At 74.1% G+C, this 15784-nt stretch carries 18 protein-coding genes; 7 read left to right on the forward strand and 11 right to left on the reverse strand.

Going from position 1 to position 15784, the window contains the following annotated elements:
• Window positions 1–62: 62 nt before the first annotated feature.
• A complete protein-coding gene (locus tag ACFRQN_RS15585; protein WP_380740841.1) occupies window positions 63–1427 on the reverse strand; it encodes a M14 family metallopeptidase in 1365 nt (454 codons plus the stop codon).
• 283 nt (window positions 1428–1710) lie between these two features.
• A complete protein-coding gene (locus ACFRQN_RS15590; protein WP_380740842.1) occupies window positions 1711–2109 on the reverse strand; it encodes a hypothetical protein in 399 nt (132 codons plus the stop codon).
• Between the two features lie 220 nt (window positions 2110–2329).
• Here ACFRQN_RS15590 and ACFRQN_RS15595 point away from each other — a divergent pair, with 220 nt between their 5' ends.
• The 3 genes from ACFRQN_RS15595 (at window position 2330) to ACFRQN_RS15605 (ending at window position 4722) form a co-directional block, all read left to right on the forward strand.
• Entirely contained in the window at window positions 2330–2923 is a 594-nt protein-coding gene (locus ACFRQN_RS15595) for a hypothetical protein (RefSeq protein ID WP_380740843.1), read from the forward strand.
• 149 nt (window positions 2924–3072) lie between these two features.
• Window positions 3073–3921: a DUF4389 domain-containing protein gene (locus tag ACFRQN_RS15600; protein ID WP_380740844.1), complete on the forward strand. Its 849-nt coding sequence runs from the start codon at window positions 3073–3075 to the stop codon at window positions 3919–3921.
• A gap of 168 nt (window positions 3922–4089) precedes the next feature.
• On the forward strand, window positions 4090–4722 hold the full coding sequence (locus ACFRQN_RS15605; RefSeq protein WP_079272205.1) for a peptidase inhibitor family I36 protein: 633 nt from the start codon (window positions 4090–4092) through the stop codon (window positions 4720–4722).
• 40 nt (window positions 4723–4762) lie between these two features.
• Here the strand turns inward: ACFRQN_RS15605 and ACFRQN_RS15610 are convergent, their stop codons facing one another.
• On the reverse strand, window positions 4763–4954 hold the full coding sequence (locus ACFRQN_RS15610) for a hypothetical protein (protein ID WP_049652898.1): 192 nt from the start codon (window positions 4952–4954) through the stop codon (window positions 4763–4765).
• Window positions 4955–5106: 152 nt separating this feature from the next.
• Here ACFRQN_RS15610 and ACFRQN_RS15615 point away from each other — a divergent pair, with 152 nt between their 5' ends.
• Entirely contained in the window at window positions 5107–6465 is a 1359-nt protein-coding gene (locus ACFRQN_RS15615; protein ID WP_380740845.1) for a hypothetical protein, read from the forward strand.
• A gap of 66 nt (window positions 6466–6531) precedes the next feature.
• Complete coding sequence (locus ACFRQN_RS15620) at window positions 6532–7827, forward strand: hypothetical protein (protein WP_380740846.1); 1296 nt, start codon at window positions 6532–6534, stop codon at window positions 7825–7827.
• Window positions 7828–7960: 133 nt separating this feature from the next.
• On the opposite strand, the gene ACFRQN_RS15625 is transcribed toward ACFRQN_RS15620, so the two are convergent.
• From ACFRQN_RS15625 to ACFRQN_RS15635, 3 genes are all read right to left on the reverse strand, one after another.
• Window positions 7961–9259 (reverse strand): nucleotidyl transferase AbiEii/AbiGii toxin family protein, encoded by a 1299-nt coding sequence (locus ACFRQN_RS15625; protein ID WP_380740847.1) that lies wholly within the window; start codon window positions 9257–9259, stop codon window positions 7961–7963.
• Window positions 9256–9987 carry a hypothetical protein gene (locus ACFRQN_RS15630; RefSeq protein ID WP_380740848.1) on the reverse strand — a complete coding sequence of 244 codons (732 nt, stop codon included), beginning with the start codon at window positions 9985–9987 and terminating at the stop codon, window positions 9256–9258. The genes ACFRQN_RS15625 and ACFRQN_RS15630 overlap by 4 nt, the downstream gene beginning before the upstream one ends.
• Window positions 9988–10132: 145 nt before the next feature.
• Complete coding sequence (locus ACFRQN_RS15635; protein ID WP_049652920.1) at window positions 10133–10540, reverse strand: RidA family protein; 408 nt, start codon at window positions 10538–10540, stop codon at window positions 10133–10135.
• 228 nt (window positions 10541–10768) lie between these two features.
• Between ACFRQN_RS15635 and ACFRQN_RS15640 the strand changes: the two genes are divergently transcribed.
• On the forward strand, window positions 10769–11395 hold the full coding sequence (locus ACFRQN_RS15640) for a C40 family peptidase (protein WP_380740849.1): 627 nt from the start codon (window positions 10769–10771) through the stop codon (window positions 11393–11395).
• A gap of 22 nt (window positions 11396–11417) precedes the next feature.
• Here ACFRQN_RS15640 and ACFRQN_RS15645 read toward each other — a convergent pair whose 3' ends face one another.
• The gene (locus ACFRQN_RS15645) at window positions 11418–11915 is read right to left on the reverse strand and encodes a MarR family winged helix-turn-helix transcriptional regulator (protein ID WP_380740850.1); all 498 of its coding nucleotides are present in this window, start codon (window positions 11913–11915) and stop codon (window positions 11418–11420) included.
• 81 nt (window positions 11916–11996) lie between these two features.
• Between ACFRQN_RS15645 and ACFRQN_RS15650 the strand changes: the two genes are divergently transcribed.
• On the forward strand, window positions 11997–12425 hold the full coding sequence (locus ACFRQN_RS15650) for a VOC family protein (RefSeq protein WP_380740851.1): 429 nt from the start codon (window positions 11997–11999) through the stop codon (window positions 12423–12425).
• Between the two features lie 69 nt (window positions 12426–12494).
• On the opposite strand, the gene ACFRQN_RS15655 is transcribed toward ACFRQN_RS15650, so the two are convergent.
• The 4 genes from ACFRQN_RS15655 to ACFRQN_RS15670 all read right to left on the reverse strand — a co-directional run bounded on the left by ACFRQN_RS15655 (window position 12495) and on the right by ACFRQN_RS15670 (window position 15782).
• Window positions 12495–12779 (reverse strand): hypothetical protein, encoded by a 285-nt coding sequence (locus ACFRQN_RS15655; RefSeq protein ID WP_380740852.1) that lies wholly within the window; start codon window positions 12777–12779, stop codon window positions 12495–12497.
• A 209-nt stretch (window positions 12780–12988) separates the two neighbouring features.
• Complete coding sequence (gene thrS, locus ACFRQN_RS15660) at window positions 12989–14260, reverse strand: threonine--tRNA ligase (RefSeq protein ID WP_380740853.1); 1272 nt, start codon at window positions 14258–14260, stop codon at window positions 12989–12991.
• 224 nt (window positions 14261–14484) lie between these two features.
• Complete coding sequence (locus ACFRQN_RS15665) at window positions 14485–15207, reverse strand: leucine-rich repeat domain-containing protein (protein ID WP_380740854.1); 723 nt, start codon at window positions 15205–15207, stop codon at window positions 14485–14487.
• A 23-nt stretch (window positions 15208–15230) separates the two neighbouring features.
• On the reverse strand, window positions 15231–15782 hold the full coding sequence (locus ACFRQN_RS15670) for a GNAT family N-acetyltransferase (RefSeq protein WP_049650601.1): 552 nt from the start codon (window positions 15780–15782) through the stop codon (window positions 15231–15233).
• Between the last annotated feature and the right edge of the window lie 2 nt (window positions 15783–15784).

Below are 15784 nucleotides of genomic sequence, written 5' to 3' on the forward strand. Positions count from 1 at the left end.
GGGTGGTCCCGCAGCCGGCGCCGGGCGGTGGCACCCGGAGCGCGCGTGCCGAGGGCGGGTGCTCAGGCGGAGACGCCGCAGTACTGCTGCTGCTTGCCGATCGCGCGGTAGACGCAGTCGGCCGTCTCCACCAGGCGGAGGACCGCTTCGCGGTTGCGGGCGGTCTCGCGGCCGATGACCTCGTCGGGCGGGTAGAAGCCGCTGCTGCCGTTCGGGCCGGGGTACATCTCGAAGGTGTAGGCGAAGACCCGCTGGGCGCCCCACAGCCAGTCGTCGATCGCGCCGTCGGTGATGTAGAGCTCGCTGGACTGCTCGGGCGTGTAGCCGTTGGTGCCGGCCATGTCCCGGCCGATGGCGGCGAAGGTGTTGTACTCGTCGGCGGTCATGCCGGGGACGGTCTCGGCGGTGGTCCAGCCGAACGGCCAGAGCACCAGTTCGCTGTAGGTGTGGAAGTCGATGGCGGCGGTGATCTGCTGCTTGCCGCCGACGACCCGGCTGCGGACGAAGTCGGCGACCACCTTGGTCTCCTTGGCGGACTCCGGGGCGCTGCCCCGGTAGGTCTCGTTGGAGGTGGAGCCGGAGGAGCCGCCGCAGCACCCCCACTTGTAGTTCCAGTTGCGGTTGAGGTCGGTGCCGACGCTGTTGCTGCCGGAGTTCGGCTGGCGGTCCTTGCGCCAGCTGCGGTAGCGGCCGGTGGCGATGTCGTACTCGCCGCCGTCCGGGTTGAGGTCGGGGATCACCCAGATCTCGCGGCTGTTGACGGCGTTGGCGATGCGGCTGTCGGTGGCGTACTTGTCGCCGAACTCGTGCAGCAGGTAGAGCGCCATCTCGACGGTGAGGTGCTCGCGGGCGTGCTGGTGGGCGGTGAACAGCACCTCGGGCTCGTCCTCGTCGGTGCCGACGTTGTCGCTGATCTTCACCGCGACGATCGGCCGGCCCTCGTAGGAGGTGCCGATGACGCGCTTGCTCATGATGTCCGGGTGCGCGGCGACGACGGCGTCGATGTCGGCGGTGGCCTCGGCGTAGTTGTGGTAGCCGGAGTCGGCCGGCGGGAAGTCGTACTCCGGCCCGGCCAGGCCCGCGCCGCCTCCGTCGCCTTCGTCGCCGTAGCGGGGGCCGGGCAGCGCGACGGGCGACCAGCCGAGCGTCCGCAGCCGGGCGGCCTCGGCGGGGGTGGCGGTGACCACCACCGCGTCGGGCAGGACGGCGTCGACGGAGGCACCGGTGGCGGCGACGGCGGTGCGCTCGGCGACGGTGCGGGGGCCGTCGAGCCGGTACTGCCGCGCGCCGTCGTTGTCGGCGGCACCGATGGTGAACGGGGCGGGGGTGCCGGTGTCGGCGGCACTGGCGGTGAGCGGGGTGGCGAGGGCGAGGGCCAGCAGGACGGCGGTGGCCGCGGCGGGCTTCCCTCGGCGGGGCAGTCGCATGACTGTCCTCCTGTGGGGGTCCGTGGGGGGCGGAACGGTGGAGGAGGTTCGGCGCGCGCCAGCTTGATGGTCCGCCAGTGTCATGGGTTCGTCAAGACATCGGAAAGCCCGCGATCCGGCGACGGCCGGCACGGGCGAACCAGAAGGCCCGACGGACCCCACAGGTCGCCAACCCGCACCGGCGCCGCCGCCGGCCGCGCGCTGCCCGCGAACATGCCCGCACTCGGCAGGCCTTCATGGTCGAACGCTTCGGACACGTCAAACGCCGACCTCGGCTTGCGCTTTACGGCCCTGTTGGGGGTGGCGGGAGTGAGAGGTGATCGAGCTGACCGTCGAGGTGGGCGATGACTCTCCGGAGCTCGCGGGCACCACGAGGGGACATGCCCTGAAGCACGGTGTCGAGGACGGCACGGGCCTGCAGGGGATTGCCGCAGCAGTACTCGTGCACGTCGCCGTGCTCGTAGTGGTGCCACAGCTCGCGCGCGGACCGGTGAACGTGTTCCTTCCACATGCGCACGGCCCAGCCGACCGTGCCCGGCTCCAGGTAGTTGCGGGTGCGCTCGAGGCGGGCGATCTCGGACAGCACTCGCGGGGACAGCCCGTCGATGATGGTCTTGGTGTTCTGCTCACGGTGCCGGCGCGGAAGGCCGGCCCGGATCCGTCCTGGCCGGTTACGCGGCATGGACCTTTCGGTTTGTCGTCATGCGGCCCATGCTGCCATGGCCCCGAACGGCGCCTCGAAGGGGGTCGCCCACCCGGGGGCCGATGACAGGTCTGGGACCCGGATCGCCCAGCGGGAGGCTTCGGGCGGCGGCGGCCCGGGGATCGTGGTGAGAATCCGGTCAGGGGCGCCTGCCAGGCTGGGCCCCCGCACGTCCGACACCTCGCCAGGAGGACCGATCATGCGACGAATCCTGCTCACTGCCGCGGCCGCGGCGCTGGCCGCCGTCACCGGGCTGGCGGCCGCTCCGGCCGGCGCCGCGACCGTCCCGCCCGCCTCCGCCGCTTCCTCCGCCGGTTCCTCTGCCGCCTCCTCCGGCGCGCCCGGGGCCGTCGCCGGTCAGGGCGGGTGGGAGGCGTGGCCCACGCCGGCGTCCGACCTCCCGGCCGGCTCCCGCTGCGACTTCCCCGTGCACCTGGAGCCCGTCGTCGACGAGGGGCAGCGGCGGGTGCTGGAGTACGCCCCCGACGGCACCACCGTGCGGCGCGCCGCCTTCCGGGGCGCCCTCGTCCTGCGGATCACCAACGCGACGACCGGCGCCTCGTACGTCGCGGACGCCGGCGGCCGGGCCGTCGTCGACTACCGCCCCGACAGCTCCCAGACCTGGCACGCCCACGGCCCGGTCCTGCTCGGCGTCGGTCCGAACGGCGGCAACCTGCCCCGCGACCTCTATCTCGTCGACGGCGTCTACACCATCGACATCAGCTCCACCGGCTACAAGACGCTGACCCTCAGGCACGGCTCCGCCGAACCGCTCTGCGCGAAGCTCGCCTGACAGCCGCTGGAGCATCCCCGCCAACTCCTGCGGCTGCCCCGTCCGGCGCAGCGTGGCGCGCGCCGCGGGCGGGGGGCTGCGATCTTCGGAGGGCACCCGGTCGCCGCCCGACGGCCGGGTCCCGTCGTCCCGAGACCGTGGAGGCCCGGATGTGGCAGGCTCCTCCCGCCCCCGTCAGCCGTGAGTGGCTCCCGGTGCTGGACATGCCGGCGCCCGCCCCGCAGAACCGCTGGACGGTGCTGCTGCGCGCGCTGCTGCTGATCCCCCAGTTCGTGGTGGTCTGGGTGCTGTCGGTGGTGGCGTTCTTCGTCACCGTCGTCGGCTGGTTCGGCGCGCTGGTGCTCGGCCGGCTGCCCGGCTTCGTGGCGGACTACCTCACCGTGTTCGTCCCGTACGACACCCGCGTCACCGCGTACCTGATGCTCACCGTGGACCGCTATCCGCCGTTCCGGTTCGAGGTGCCCGAGTACCCGGTGCAGGTCGAGCTGCGGCCGGGCGAGCTGAACCGGCTGGCCGTGCTGTTCCGCATCATCCTGGTCGTCCCGGCCTCGATCGTGCAGGGCCTGGTGTACGCGGGGTGGTGGACGGTGTCGTTCGTCCTCTGGCTGGTGGTGCTGGTCCTCGGCCGGATGCCGCAGCCGTTGTACGAGGCGACGGCCGCGATCCTGCGCTACCGGGTGCGCTACACCGCCTATCTGACGATGATCTCGTCCGCCTACCCCAAGCGCCTGTTCGGCGACGAGCCGGGCAGCGAGCCTGCGGGCCCGGTCTCGGCCACCCGCCCGCTGGTCCTGGGCGGTGCCGCGCGCGGCCTGCTCGTCCTCTTCCTGCTCCTCGGGCTGGCCTCCTCGCTGACGGGCTCGATCACCGCCTCGGTGAACTCGGACGACGACGACAGCGACGACAACGACAGCACCGCCCCGACCCAGCGCGTCACCGCGCCCCTCGTGCCGGGCCCCGCCGACCGTGCTCCTCGGGGGCCGCTCGGCGAGGCGTAGCGGGTAGCGGGTAGCGGGTGACGGGTGACGGGTAGCGGGTGACGGGTAGCGGGTCGCGGGCACGCCCGATCCGGGGGCGCGTACGCACCGGCGCACCGCTGCCGCGTACGCGCCGTCTGATCGAGAAAGCAAGGTTACCGGCGGTATGTGCGCGGCTACGTTTGGCATATGACGCACTCTCGAGTCCGCCGACTCCTCGTCCGTACCGCCGGGGCCCTCGTGCTCCTGGTCGCTCCCCTCGGGGCGCAGGCCGCCGCCGCGCCCAGCCAGGCCGGGGACCAGAGAGCCATCATCACCTCCCTGAGCGACGGCGACCGCGACGTGCTGCAGCAGGCGGTGGACGCCCAGCTCGCCGCGGGCAAGGGCGGTCGGCAGACCGCCGCCAACGAGATCACCTTCCCGGACGGAGCGGTGCTGGTGCTCCCACTGCCCGGGCAGGCGCAGGCGCCGCCGTGGAGCGGCGACCACCGCCGCCGCACCGTCCGGAGCCCGGACTGGAAGCACTGCCCCACCCCGGTCAGCGAGCCGTCCTACTACTGCTTCTACTCCGACCGGAACTGGGGCGGCCGCCGGCTCCAGTTCAACCTCTTCCACGAGGACGCCGCCGTGTACTTCACCGACTACGGCTTCCGCGACCAGGCGAGCAGCTGGGTGAACACGGCGCGCGGTCTGGAGGTGATCGTGGACAACGACCCGGGCGACGGCCAGTGGCAGATGCTCTGGAAGGAGCCGGCGGAGTCGCTGTCCGCGTCGGTCGCGTACGACAACATGGCCGACCGGTTCTGGGCGGTCCGGCAGTAACGGCCGCCCCCGCCTCCGGACACCGGCCGCCCGCTACCGGCTACCGGCTACCGGCCGAGGCAGCCGAGGCCGGGGGCGAGACCGCGCCGGTGGCGACCGGCTCCGGCGTGACCGTGATGTAGGTCGGCGCCGGGGCGGTCTGCCGGGAGTCCGCCGCGAACCAGCCGGCACCGAACGCGACGATGCCGAGCAGGAGGCCCGCGAGGACCAGCGTGACGATGTGCTGTTTCATGGCCCAAGGGTAGGGGCGGACCGGCCAACTTCCTTGCAAACACGGCCCGCTGGGCATGGTAAGCGTCAATCGGCGTTGACGCTGAGGCGGCCGCCGCCCCGCTCGGCGGGACCCGCCCGGGGACCGTCGCCGCCGACTGGGAGAATCTCCGCATGACCTCCCCGCTCCACCCCGTCCGCGTCCTCCGGGTCCTCGGCGACCGCCCGTTCGCCGAGGTCGGCCGCCCCGTCCTCGCCGTGCCCGACGAGCGGCGCGGCCTGCTCGCCGTCGCGGGCGAGCGCGCGTTCGCCCGGACCGCGACGGTCGGGGTGTACGGCACGGGGGACCTCGGCTGCCGGGCCGTGCTCCGGACGCGTTTCCCGGTGCACGCGCTGGCCTTCCACCCCACCGCGCCCCTTCTCGCCGTCGGCACCGGCGCGTACGACGGCGGCTACTTCTTCGAGGGCGAGCTGCTGCTCCTCGACTGGGAGACGGGCACGACCACCTCGCTCATCGAGCACGACTTCGGCCGCAGGGTCCTCGGACTGACCTGGCTCGACGACCAGGCCCTGCGCGTGCTGATGTCACCGCCCGACGACTGGAAGGACCGGAAGGCGCACGTCGAGGGCCACGTCGCCGTCGTACGGCGGCCCGACTGGCGCACCGCCGCGCCCCGTTCGCTCACCTTCGACGACCTGGCCGGCCCCCGGGTCCCGGCCCCGCGGACCGACGGACACGAGGAGGCCCACCGGGCGCTCTCCGCCCTGAGCCCGGACTGGGAGCCCCGACGGCACGTCCTCGCCGTCGAGGAACGACCGGACGGCGCGGTCCTGGCCACCCTCGCCCGCGAGGAGGACGACGAGGAGGGCGACCAGGACGACGCCCCGGAGCAGCCCGGGGGCACCACGCTCCCCGACGGCCTGCTGCTCCGGCACCGCACCGTCCCGTACCTCGACGTGCACGACCGCCTGCGGATCCGGCGCGGGAGCCGGGACTACGTCAACCAGGCCCCGCCGCCGGGCCGTCGGGAGACGGAGCCGTACGTGCTCTCGGTGCGCTCCCCCGACGGGGCGGACCTCCAACCCCTGTTCCCGTTCTCCTGGGAGCCCGGGGAGACGCACTTCCCCGGCCCGGGCGTGGAGACCGCCGACGGCGACCTGGTGTACGCCGGCACCGTCTACAGCGGCCACGGGCTGCAGCCCGGCGGCTCGTTCGTCGTCCGCCGCTCGGGCACCGACGGCACGCCGCGCTGGGTGTTCCGGACCGACCACGTCGCCCTCGACCTCGACACCGACCCGGACACCGCCCACGTCGCCTACCGCAACGGCGAACTCCTGGCCCTCGACCTCCGCACCGGCGCCCTCCGCCGGCGCCACCGGCTGACCGTCGCCGGTGTCCCCGTCGTCCCGACCGCGCTCACCGCCACCGGGGCCGGCCGCCTGCTCGTCGGCACGGCCGACGGCCGGGTCCTGGAGTGCACGACCGGTTGGCCCTCCGGGCCCGGGGCGGCGGACCGGGAGGGCACCGTCTGAGCTTTCCTCCGGCATCGGCGAACTCCCCTTGTATAAAGGGACGGAGGGGACCGAGGAGGTCGCAGCATGCACTCGAGGGAACAGCCGCAGAAGGCCGGGCAGCCTCAGCGCGACGCGGGCCCGGCCCGGCGCCCCGGCACCGGAGCACGCTCCGAAGGGGACGCGCCCGCGCGGGGCGCCGCGGCCCTGCAGCGCACCGTCGGCAACGCGGCGACGGCGCGCATGATCGCGGAGCAGCGGGACGGCACCGGACGGGACGACCGCCGGGCGGCCGTGGGACTCCAGCGCGCACCGGGCGACCAGGCCGCCCCGCGCCGGCCCCGGGTGCAGCTGGACCAGAACAACGTGCTGAGGATCTGCGAGGCCGCCACGCCCGACGGGCAGGCCGCCTCCGGCGGACGGGCGGCCGACCTGCGGACCATCGTGTGGGAGGACCACTGGGCCGCCATCTCCGAGGTGTGCCGGAAGCACAAGTACACCATCGCCGTGCGGGAGACCGGGGAGCACTCGATCCGGCGCATCGCGGAGGGCGCCAAGCCCAAGCCGCACACCATCCTGGAGAAGTCCATCAAGCCCTCCTCCGTCCGCAAGAAGTACGGCACCGGGCCCGGGCAGGCCGAGGGCGACCCGGCGACGGTGCTGCGCTGGCTGCAGGCCCAGGACCTGAGCGGCTTCGTCGGCCACTGGAACGACCAGGGCCTGGCCGGCATCCGGATCGACCGCCCGCCCCAGTCCGTTCTGGACCTGGGCATCGTGCAGACCGGCCCCGGGGGCGAGCAGTACGTGCCGATCGACCTGCGGACACAGGACGGCGGCCCGGCGCTGACCCAGCTGAAGGCCGATCCGCACTGGAAGCGCTACCTCTACACCGGGGACTACGACCTGCACGAGGTCTACTCCGCGCAGGGCGGCACGGGCGGCGGCCAGATCCCGGAGGCCACCCCCGAGAAGGCCAAGCTGCTGGACCGGCTCAACGCCGGGATCGCCGGGACGGCCCAGGAGGGCGAGGTGGTGCGCAGCGGCAAGGTGGCCATGGAGCACGGCCGGCTGCACATGGCGGGCGGCTCCGAGTACGCCATGTTCCAGCACGGCGACCAGGCCACCTACCGGATGAACCAGTACCTGGAGGCGCTGGAGGGCGAGGTGGCCCGGCACGCGGCGCAGCTGGTGCGGGCGGTGGCCACGGAGGCCGACGAGCCGCTGGCCTGGTGCCGCATGGGGCAGTGGTACGTGACCAGGAACCGCGAGGAGCACGCCGTCCTGCGCGCCCGCTGGAAGCTGACCGTGCCGCACACCTGGGGCGCCGACGAGGTGGACCGCACCGCCCGCGGCGGCTACCGCACGGCCGGCTACATCGACTGACCGCGGAGCGGGCCGCGCCGCCGTACAGGCCGTGCCGCAGCACCGGCCGTACCGGGGCCGCGTCCCGTGCGGCGGCCCCGGCGGCCGGGCGGCCTGTCCTGACGGTCGGTCGTACGGCTGTCAGGCGGCAGTGTCAGCTGTCGGAACCGCCTCCCGTCCCGTGGCCGTCGGAGAGTTCGGCGGCGTAGCGGTCGGCGGCCTCCGCGAGCTGGTGGGTCATCCGGTCCACCTGGCTGCCGAGGTGGCCGGAGACGACGCGGTGGGCGCCGTCGAGGTCCCCGCCGAGCAGCTCGCCGGTGATCACCAGGGTGTTGTCCGGGAGCATGCGGCGTCCGGACATCCGCCGCTGGACCTCGTCCATGCCGGCGTCCGCCAGCGTCTGCCGCAGCTCCTCGGTCAGCGGGGCGAGCCAGCGGGCGCGCAGCGCGTACTCGCCGTGGTCGGCGAAGGTCGGGTGGAGCCGGGCGAGGAGCTGCGCGGGGTAATCCTCGCCGTGGTCGGCGAACTGCGGGTAGTCCTTGGCGAATTCGTCCCAGTCGACGTCGAGTCCGGTGATCTGCTCCGGGAAGACCGGCCAGTACAGGCAGTTCGGGTCGGACTGGGTGAAGACCTCCCGGAGCAGCTCGTAGGGGACCTCGGCGGTGCGCGAGAGCAGGACCGCGTCGTACAGGTCCTTGCCCTGCGGGTGGATGTCCGAGACGAGCCAGAGGATCTTCCAGGCGAGGGAGAGCTCGGGCGTGGCGCCGAGCAGCGGGCCGGTGACGCCGGGGAGCAGGTAGGGCTGCGGCGGGACGGGCAGGTGCTCGGTGAAGACGAAGTCGAGCTGGACCGACCCGCCCGGGACACCGGGGGCCGTCCACCGCAGGACGAGCCGGCGCCCGGGGACCCGGTCGTAGGTCCAGATCTCGTCGCTGACCGCCTGGTCGGCGTGCACCCGCACGGTGCCCGAGAGCCGTTCGGCGCCGGCGGCGAGCTCCCGGAACATCCGGCCAGTGCGCTCGTCGGCCAGCTCCCAGTCGGCCGGGCGGACCACGAAGTCGAGGTCGCCCGGCTCCCGCGCCTGCTCGCCGTACCAGGCGCGCAGCAGGACGCTGCCGCGCAGCACCAGGTGGTCGGCCCACGGCGAGTCGGCGACGGCGGAGAGCACGGTGGCCAGCGCCTCGCGCCGCGCGGCGAGCCAGCGTTCGGCGAGCCGCGGGTCGGCGAAGGCCGGCTCGCTGGGCCGGAGGGCCCGGGCGTACCCGGCGAGGGCGGGGTCGAAGACCGGCTGCTGGCTGACCGCCTCGTCGTCGACCGGCCGGATGGTCCTGGGCAGGTCCCGGTCCTCACGGACCTCCTCCGACGGCGGCCGCTTGGGCAGCACCACGCCCTGCCACGGTCCCCAGTTCAGGTTCTCCCACGCCACCGGCGACGGGGACTTGCCCTCGGTCATCCCTGCTCTCCTTCTCCGTCTCCGTACGGCCGGGCGCCGTGCCCGTGCTCGCTGATCCATCCCGCGTCCAGGTCCTCGTGGCTGTCCACGACGACGAACTCGCGCTCCACGGACACCACCTCACGGCCGTCGGCGGCGAGGTCCCGCAGCAGCGCCTCCAGCCGGCGGCCAGCGGTGTCCAGGCCCACCGAGCGGCACCGCTGGGTCACGAACCACTCGTACCGGCCGTCCGCGCGCACCCGGCGCGGATTGCGCGACAGGTGCGCACCGTGCCGGACGGCCAGCTCGGTGAGGGTGGCGAGGCGCGCGTGCTCCGCCTCGGGCACCGGGCCCGGGAGCAGCAGCTTGACGTGGTGTTCGAAGTACCGGCCGGCTCCGTGCGGCACGGCGTCCTCGTCCGAGGCCGGGACGCCGTGTGCCCACGGCGCTGCCTCGATCTTCGCCCGCAGGACGGTGAACCCGGCTCGGGCCAGCCCCTCGGCCGTCCGGGACGTCACCGCGGCGACCTCCGCCAGCGTGCCGTCGGCGCGCAGGGTGAGCATCGGCTGCGAGGGCGCCGCACCGCGGGCCAGCAGGATGTGGGTGAACTTCACGTCGTGGCCCCGCGCCCACGCGGCCAGCGCCTCGGCGGCTCCGGGCTCCACGGTCAGGTGGACCTCGAAGTCGCCCCGGACGTCGGGAGGCGCGGGCCGGTCGTCACGGCGCTGGTCGGAACGGGTCAGGAGCATGGGGAGCATCCTGCCAAGCCGCTCTGACAACGCTGCGGGCGCCCCGGTGCCGCCGCGGCCCTCCTCCGCCGGAACGGCCGGGCGGGGCCCGCCGACCCCGTCGGCACCGGTCGGCTCCGGTCGGCACCGGTCGGATGAGGACGGCTCAGGAGGGCAGGACGGCCACGGCCTCCACCTCCACCAGCTGGTCGTGGTACCCGAGCACGGCGACGCCGAGCAGGGTGCTCGGGGCGTCGTGCTCCCCCATGTAGGCGCGGTAGACGTTCCACACCTTCACCAGGTCCGCCTGGTCGGCGGAGGCCACGTAGACCGTCGTCCGGGCGATGTCGGTGAGGGAGGCGCCGGACTCCTCCAGCACGGTTATCAGGTTCCGCATCACCTGGTGGGCCTGGGCCTCGAAGTCACCGACGGCGACCGTCCGCCCCTCCTCGTCGAGCGGGCAGGCCCCGGCCAGCCAGAGCGAGCGGACCGGGGCGTCGACCTCCGCCGCGTAGGCGTAGTCCACCGCCCTGGTCAGCCGCGTGGTGCGGATCAGTTTGACGGCGCTGCTCATGTGGTCCTCCGACGGTCCCGACCGAACGTTCGCGCCCATCGTTGGCCTCTCCTGAGCGACCGTCAAACCATTTAACCGGTGAACTCCCTTCCGTTCCGGGCCTCCTGCGTCCACGATTCACCGTTGCGGGGGATGGCGGACCGGCCCGCCGGAGCGCCATCCTGGTACCTGCGCCCGGGGACCACGCCCCCGGGCGCTCATCCACCTCCAGCCCCGGGAGGCACCGCCATGGAGCCCCAACCGTCCGGCCGCGACCAGGCCTCCGGAGTCCGTCGGCGCCGCATGCTCGGACTCGCGCTCGGGGCGGGCCTCGTCCCGGCGCTCGGCCCGGCAGCCCAGGCGGCGTCCGACACCCCGCCGGAGACGGCCGGGTCGCTGCCGGCCGCAGCGCTGGGCCGCCGGGTCGCCGCCGTGGCCGCGAGCCAGCTCGGCGTGCCGTACGCCTGGGGCGGCGGCGACCGGCTGGGCGCGAGCCTCGGCTTCTGCGACGAGGACAACGGCTGGCTGAACGGCGTGTGCATGGGCGAGAAGACGGTCGGCTTCGACTGCAGCGGCCTGTCGCTCTACTGCTGGTACCGGGCCAGCCACGGCACCGTGGAGCTCGGGCACTACACCGTCGCCCAGTTCAACCTCAGCGCCCCGGTGGAGCGCGACGCGCTCGCCCCGGGCGACCTGCTCTTCTTCTCCCGCCCCGACGCCCCCCTGCACCACGTCGGGATCCACGTCGGCGAGGGCGCGATGATCCACGCCGAGCGGACCGGCACCCTGGTCGCCCGGGTCGAGAACGTGCTCGACGTCCCGCGCTGGGCGGGCGAGTTCGCCGGTGCCCGCCGCCCGGGGCAGCCCACCGCCTGAGCCGGTCGAGCCGCCCGGCTGTTCACAGGCCGCCGCGCCGCTCCGCCATCCCGAGGTGCACCCGCAGCAGCAGCTCCTGCAGCGTCCGCCGCTCCCCCGCGTCCAGCGGCGCGAGCACCTCGTCCTGCACCGCCCGCGCCTGGGCGTCGAGTTCGGCGAGCAGCGCCCGTCCGGCGTCGGTGACGGAGACCGAGACCCGCCGCCGGTCGGCCTGGTCCCTGGCGCGCTCGACGTACCCGGCGGCGGCGAGCTGGTCGGCGACCTTGGCCAGGTCGCTCGGGTCGATGGCCAGCCGCCGCACCAGGTCCCGCTGGGCCTGCGGGCCGAAGTCGGCAAGCGCGGCCAGCACCGCCATGTCCCAGAGCCGCAGGCCGCGTTCGGCCAACCGCTCGGCGAACCGGCCGCGCGCCGCCTTGCCGACCCGGGAGAGCAGGTAGGTGGTGAGGTCCAGCAGGGTCGGGGGGAGCCCGGCGGCGGACTGGGGGTTCTCGGTGGCGTGCTGGGGATTCTCGGAGGCCATGGCGACAGTCTAGGGTCCGTCCCTATAGTAGGTTCCGACCCACTGATTCGGAACCGCCGCCCCCTTGCCAGGAGTTCGCCCGTGGACGCCCTGTACCCCCGCCTGCTCGTCACCCGCTTCGCCGAGTGCTTCGACTTCTACCGCGCCGTCCTCCCGCCACTCACCGGCGCCACCCTGGTCAAGGGCTCGCCCGAGGGCCCGTACGCCAACTGGGACCTCGCCGACCAGGCCCTGCTCGCCCTCTTCGACCGCTCCGCGATGGCCGCCGCTCTCGCCACCGCCGAGCCGCCCGGGCACACCGGCGCACCCACCGTGCCCGCCGCCCTCGCGCAGGACGCCGCGATGCTGGTCCTGTGGGTGGCCGACGTGGACGCCGCCCTCGACCTCTGCCTGCGCCACGGCGGCACCCCGGCCGCGCCCGCGACCGACCGCCCGGAGTGGGGCCCCACCCTGCGCAGCGCCCATCTGCGCGACCCGGACGGCCGCCTGGTCGAGCTCCAGTCCTACTGACCGACCCGCGCCGCGCGGGGCCTCGGACTCCTGCGGCGCGGGCCGGTCGACGGAACGTCCCGGCCTGGCCTACTCCATCGGCAGCGAGGGCTGGTCCGCCGGCCCGGACGCCGCGAAGTCACGTTCGGCCTGGGCGAGTTGCTCGGCCCGGTAGTCCGAGGAGCAGGCCCGCCCGAGGGCCTGCGAAGCGGCATCGGCGCCCGGGACGTGCCCGAGTACGGCGGCGCAGTACTGGACCGCGGGGCTGGGCAGCGGCCGCAGCTCGGCCGAGCCGGCCGGGGTGGCGGCCACCGCCCCGGCAAGGGCGAGCGAGCCGGCCAGGACGGGAGCGGCGAGGCCGCAGGGAATGCGCATCGGGGTACCTCCGGACGGGTGGGGACAGCGGCGGTGGACTCGGCCGCCCGGCCCATTCGACGGGCGGCCGCCACCCGCGGCCCGGCCGACACACCGTGCACCGCACTAGTCGTACGTACGCCACCGGCGCGGCGGCCGACGGAGCCGACGGCCGCCACCCCCCTCGATCACGGCCGCCACCTCCCCGTTCCCGGCCGCCGCCCCGGCGATCAGCTCTCCGGCCGCCCCGAGGCGCCCTCCGGCCACAGCTCCGCGTCGCACGCCGCCACCAGCGCGCCGATCCGCGCCCACGCCTCCTCAGCCGGCAGCGGCTCCAGCCGGCGGCCGTCCCGCAGCCGCAGCGCGACCCGGTCGTCCACGGACTCCTTCGCCCCGATCACCGCCTGGTACGGCACCAGCCGGGCCGCGCGGATCCGGGCGCCGAGGCTGCCGTGCTCGGGGCCGGCGACCTCGGCGCGCAGCCCGAGGTCCAGGCAGCGCTGCCGGAACCGCTCGGCCTGCGGCAGTTCGGCCTCGGAGACGGGCAGCAGCACCACCTGGACGGGTGCCAGCCAGGCCGGGAACGCGCCCCCGTACAGCTCGATCAGGTGGGCGACCACGCGCTCGACGCTGCCGATCACGCTGCGGTGCACCATCACCGGGCGGTGCTTGGCGCCGTCCGCGCCGATGTAGTGCAGGTTGAACCGCTCGGGCTGGTGGAAGTCGATCTGCACGGTGGAGAGGGTGAACTCGCGCCCGGCGCCGTCGGCGATCTGCACGTCGATCTTGGGACCGTAGAACGCCGCCTCGCCCTCCGCCGCCTCGAACGGCACCCCGGAGCGCTCCAGCACCTCGGTGAGCAGGGCGACGGCACGCTCCCAGAGCGCCGGGTCGGCGACGTACTTGCCGCCCGCGCCGGGCAGCGAGAGCCGGTAGCGGACCGGGACGACGCCCAGTGCCCGGTGCGCCTCGCGGATCAGCTCCAGTGCGGCGACGGCCTCGTCGGCCGCCTGCTCCGGGGTGCAGAAGATGTGGGCGTCGTTCAGCTGGATCGCCCGGACCCTGGTCAGCCCGCCCAGCACCCCGGACAGTTCGGACCGGTACATGCCGCCCAACTCGGCCATGCGCAGCGGCAGTTCCCGGTAGCTGTGGGAGCGTGAGCGGTAGATCAGCGCGTGGTGCGGACAGAGGCTGGGGCGCAGCACCATCTCCTCGGAGCCCAGCTCCATGGGCGGGAACATGTCCTCTCGGTAGTGCGCCCAGTGACCGGAGATCTCGTACAGCTCGCGCTTGCCGAGCACCGGGGAGTAGACGTGGCGGTAGCCGGCCCGGCGCTCGCGGTCGCGGATGAACTCCTCCAGGGAGTGCCGGATCGCGGCGCCGTCGGGGAGCCAGTACGGCAGGCCGGAGCCCATCAGCGGGTCGGTGTCGAAGAGGTCGAGTTCACGGCCGAGCCTGCGGTGGTCGTGGGCCGCGTTGTCGTGCGAGGGCTGGTTACGCATGGTGGTCTCCACTCGGTCTGCGGGCGAGTGGGACCGGAAACGGCGAAGCCCCGGGGCACTCGCCCCGGGGCTTCGGACTAGGTCAGCAGTCAGCGCGCCGGGACTCTCTCCGGCGTCGTCGTGGCGAGTGCAGCGCGCTTCATACGTTCCACGGTAACAGCTCCGGCCTGCCGACGGTGATCTTTTCCAGAGCGGGATCGGGGCCCGAATCCCGGCCCGGCGGCTCAGAAGAGCGTGACGCACCCGCGTGCGACCAGCGCCGCCAGCAGCCGGGCCGGCGGCCGCACCTCGTTCCACCGGAGGTCCAGCTTCTCCAGCGCGGGCAGCGCCCCCGGGTCGGCCAGCCAGTCGGGTAGTTCGGTGACCCGGTTGCCACGCAGGTCGAGGCGGCGCAGTCGCGGAAGCCCGGCGAGCACGGCGGGCAGTTCGGTGAGGGCGTTCTCCCGGAGTTCCAGCTCGCGCAGCTCCGCGAGGCCGCCGACCGAGTCCGGCAGTCCGGTCAACTCGTTGCCGCGCAGCCAGAGTTCACGCAGCGCGCCGAGTCCGCCGATCGCCTCCGGCAGGGCGGCGAGCCGGTTGTGCTGGGCGCGCAGCTCGACCAGCGAGGCCAGTCCGCCGATGGTGGCGGGGAGTTCGGTGAGCTGGTTCTCGCCCACGTTGAGGTAGCGCAGCGCGGTGAGCCGGCCGAGCTCCTCGGGCAGGGCGGTCAGCGCGTTGTCGTGGAGGTAGAGGAAGTCCCGGAGCCCGGTGAGGTCGCAGAGCTCGACCGGTAGCGCGGCGAGCCGGTTGTGCCCGAGGTCGAGGGTCCGCAGCCCGGTCAACCGGCCGATGCCGGGAGTGAGTTCCCGGATGCCGGTCTCGGCGAGGATGAGCACGGTCAGCTCGGTCCGGTCCCACACCTCGGCCGGCACCTCGTCGAGCGGGCGGCGCCAGAGGTTGAGCGTCACGTCCGCCGCTCCTCCCCCCGCTGTCATGCCTGCCCGCCCTGGGCCGGGCCGATGCGGAACTCCGCCAGCTCCCGGCCGTACCAGCGGTCGGTCAGTCCGGTACTGGTCATCCCGAGGCGCCGGCAGACCGCCGCCGACCGGGTGTTGTCCGGGGCGAGGATGGCGCGGATCTCGGTCAGGCCGTCGGCGAAGCCCTTGGCCAGGACGGCCCGGGCGGCCTCGGTGGCGATGCCCCGGCCCCAGCTGTCCGGGTGGAGGTGCCAGCCGATCTCGACCTCGCCGTCCCCGTCCGGCACGGGAAGCAGCAGGACCGCTCCCGCGACCACGCCGGTGTCCCGCCGTTCGACCGCCCAGACCCCGTACCGGGGGCCGGTGGAGCGCTCACGGCAGTGTTCGATGTACTGGCGGGCCTCCTCGGGGTGGGCCAGGGCGCGCGGCGTCCGGCCGAGCCACTGAGCGACCTCCCAGCGGGAGTAGATGTCGAACGCGCGCTCCTGGTCCGCCACCGTCCACTGACGCACCACCAGCCGTTCGGTGGTCAGCACCGTCTCCGAGCCCGGTTCCGTCCCCGCCATGG

The sequence above is a fragment of the Kitasatospora sp. NPDC056800 genome (assembly GCF_042789775.1).
Lineage (GTDB): Bacteria > Actinomycetota > Actinomycetes > Streptomycetales > Streptomycetaceae > Kitasatospora.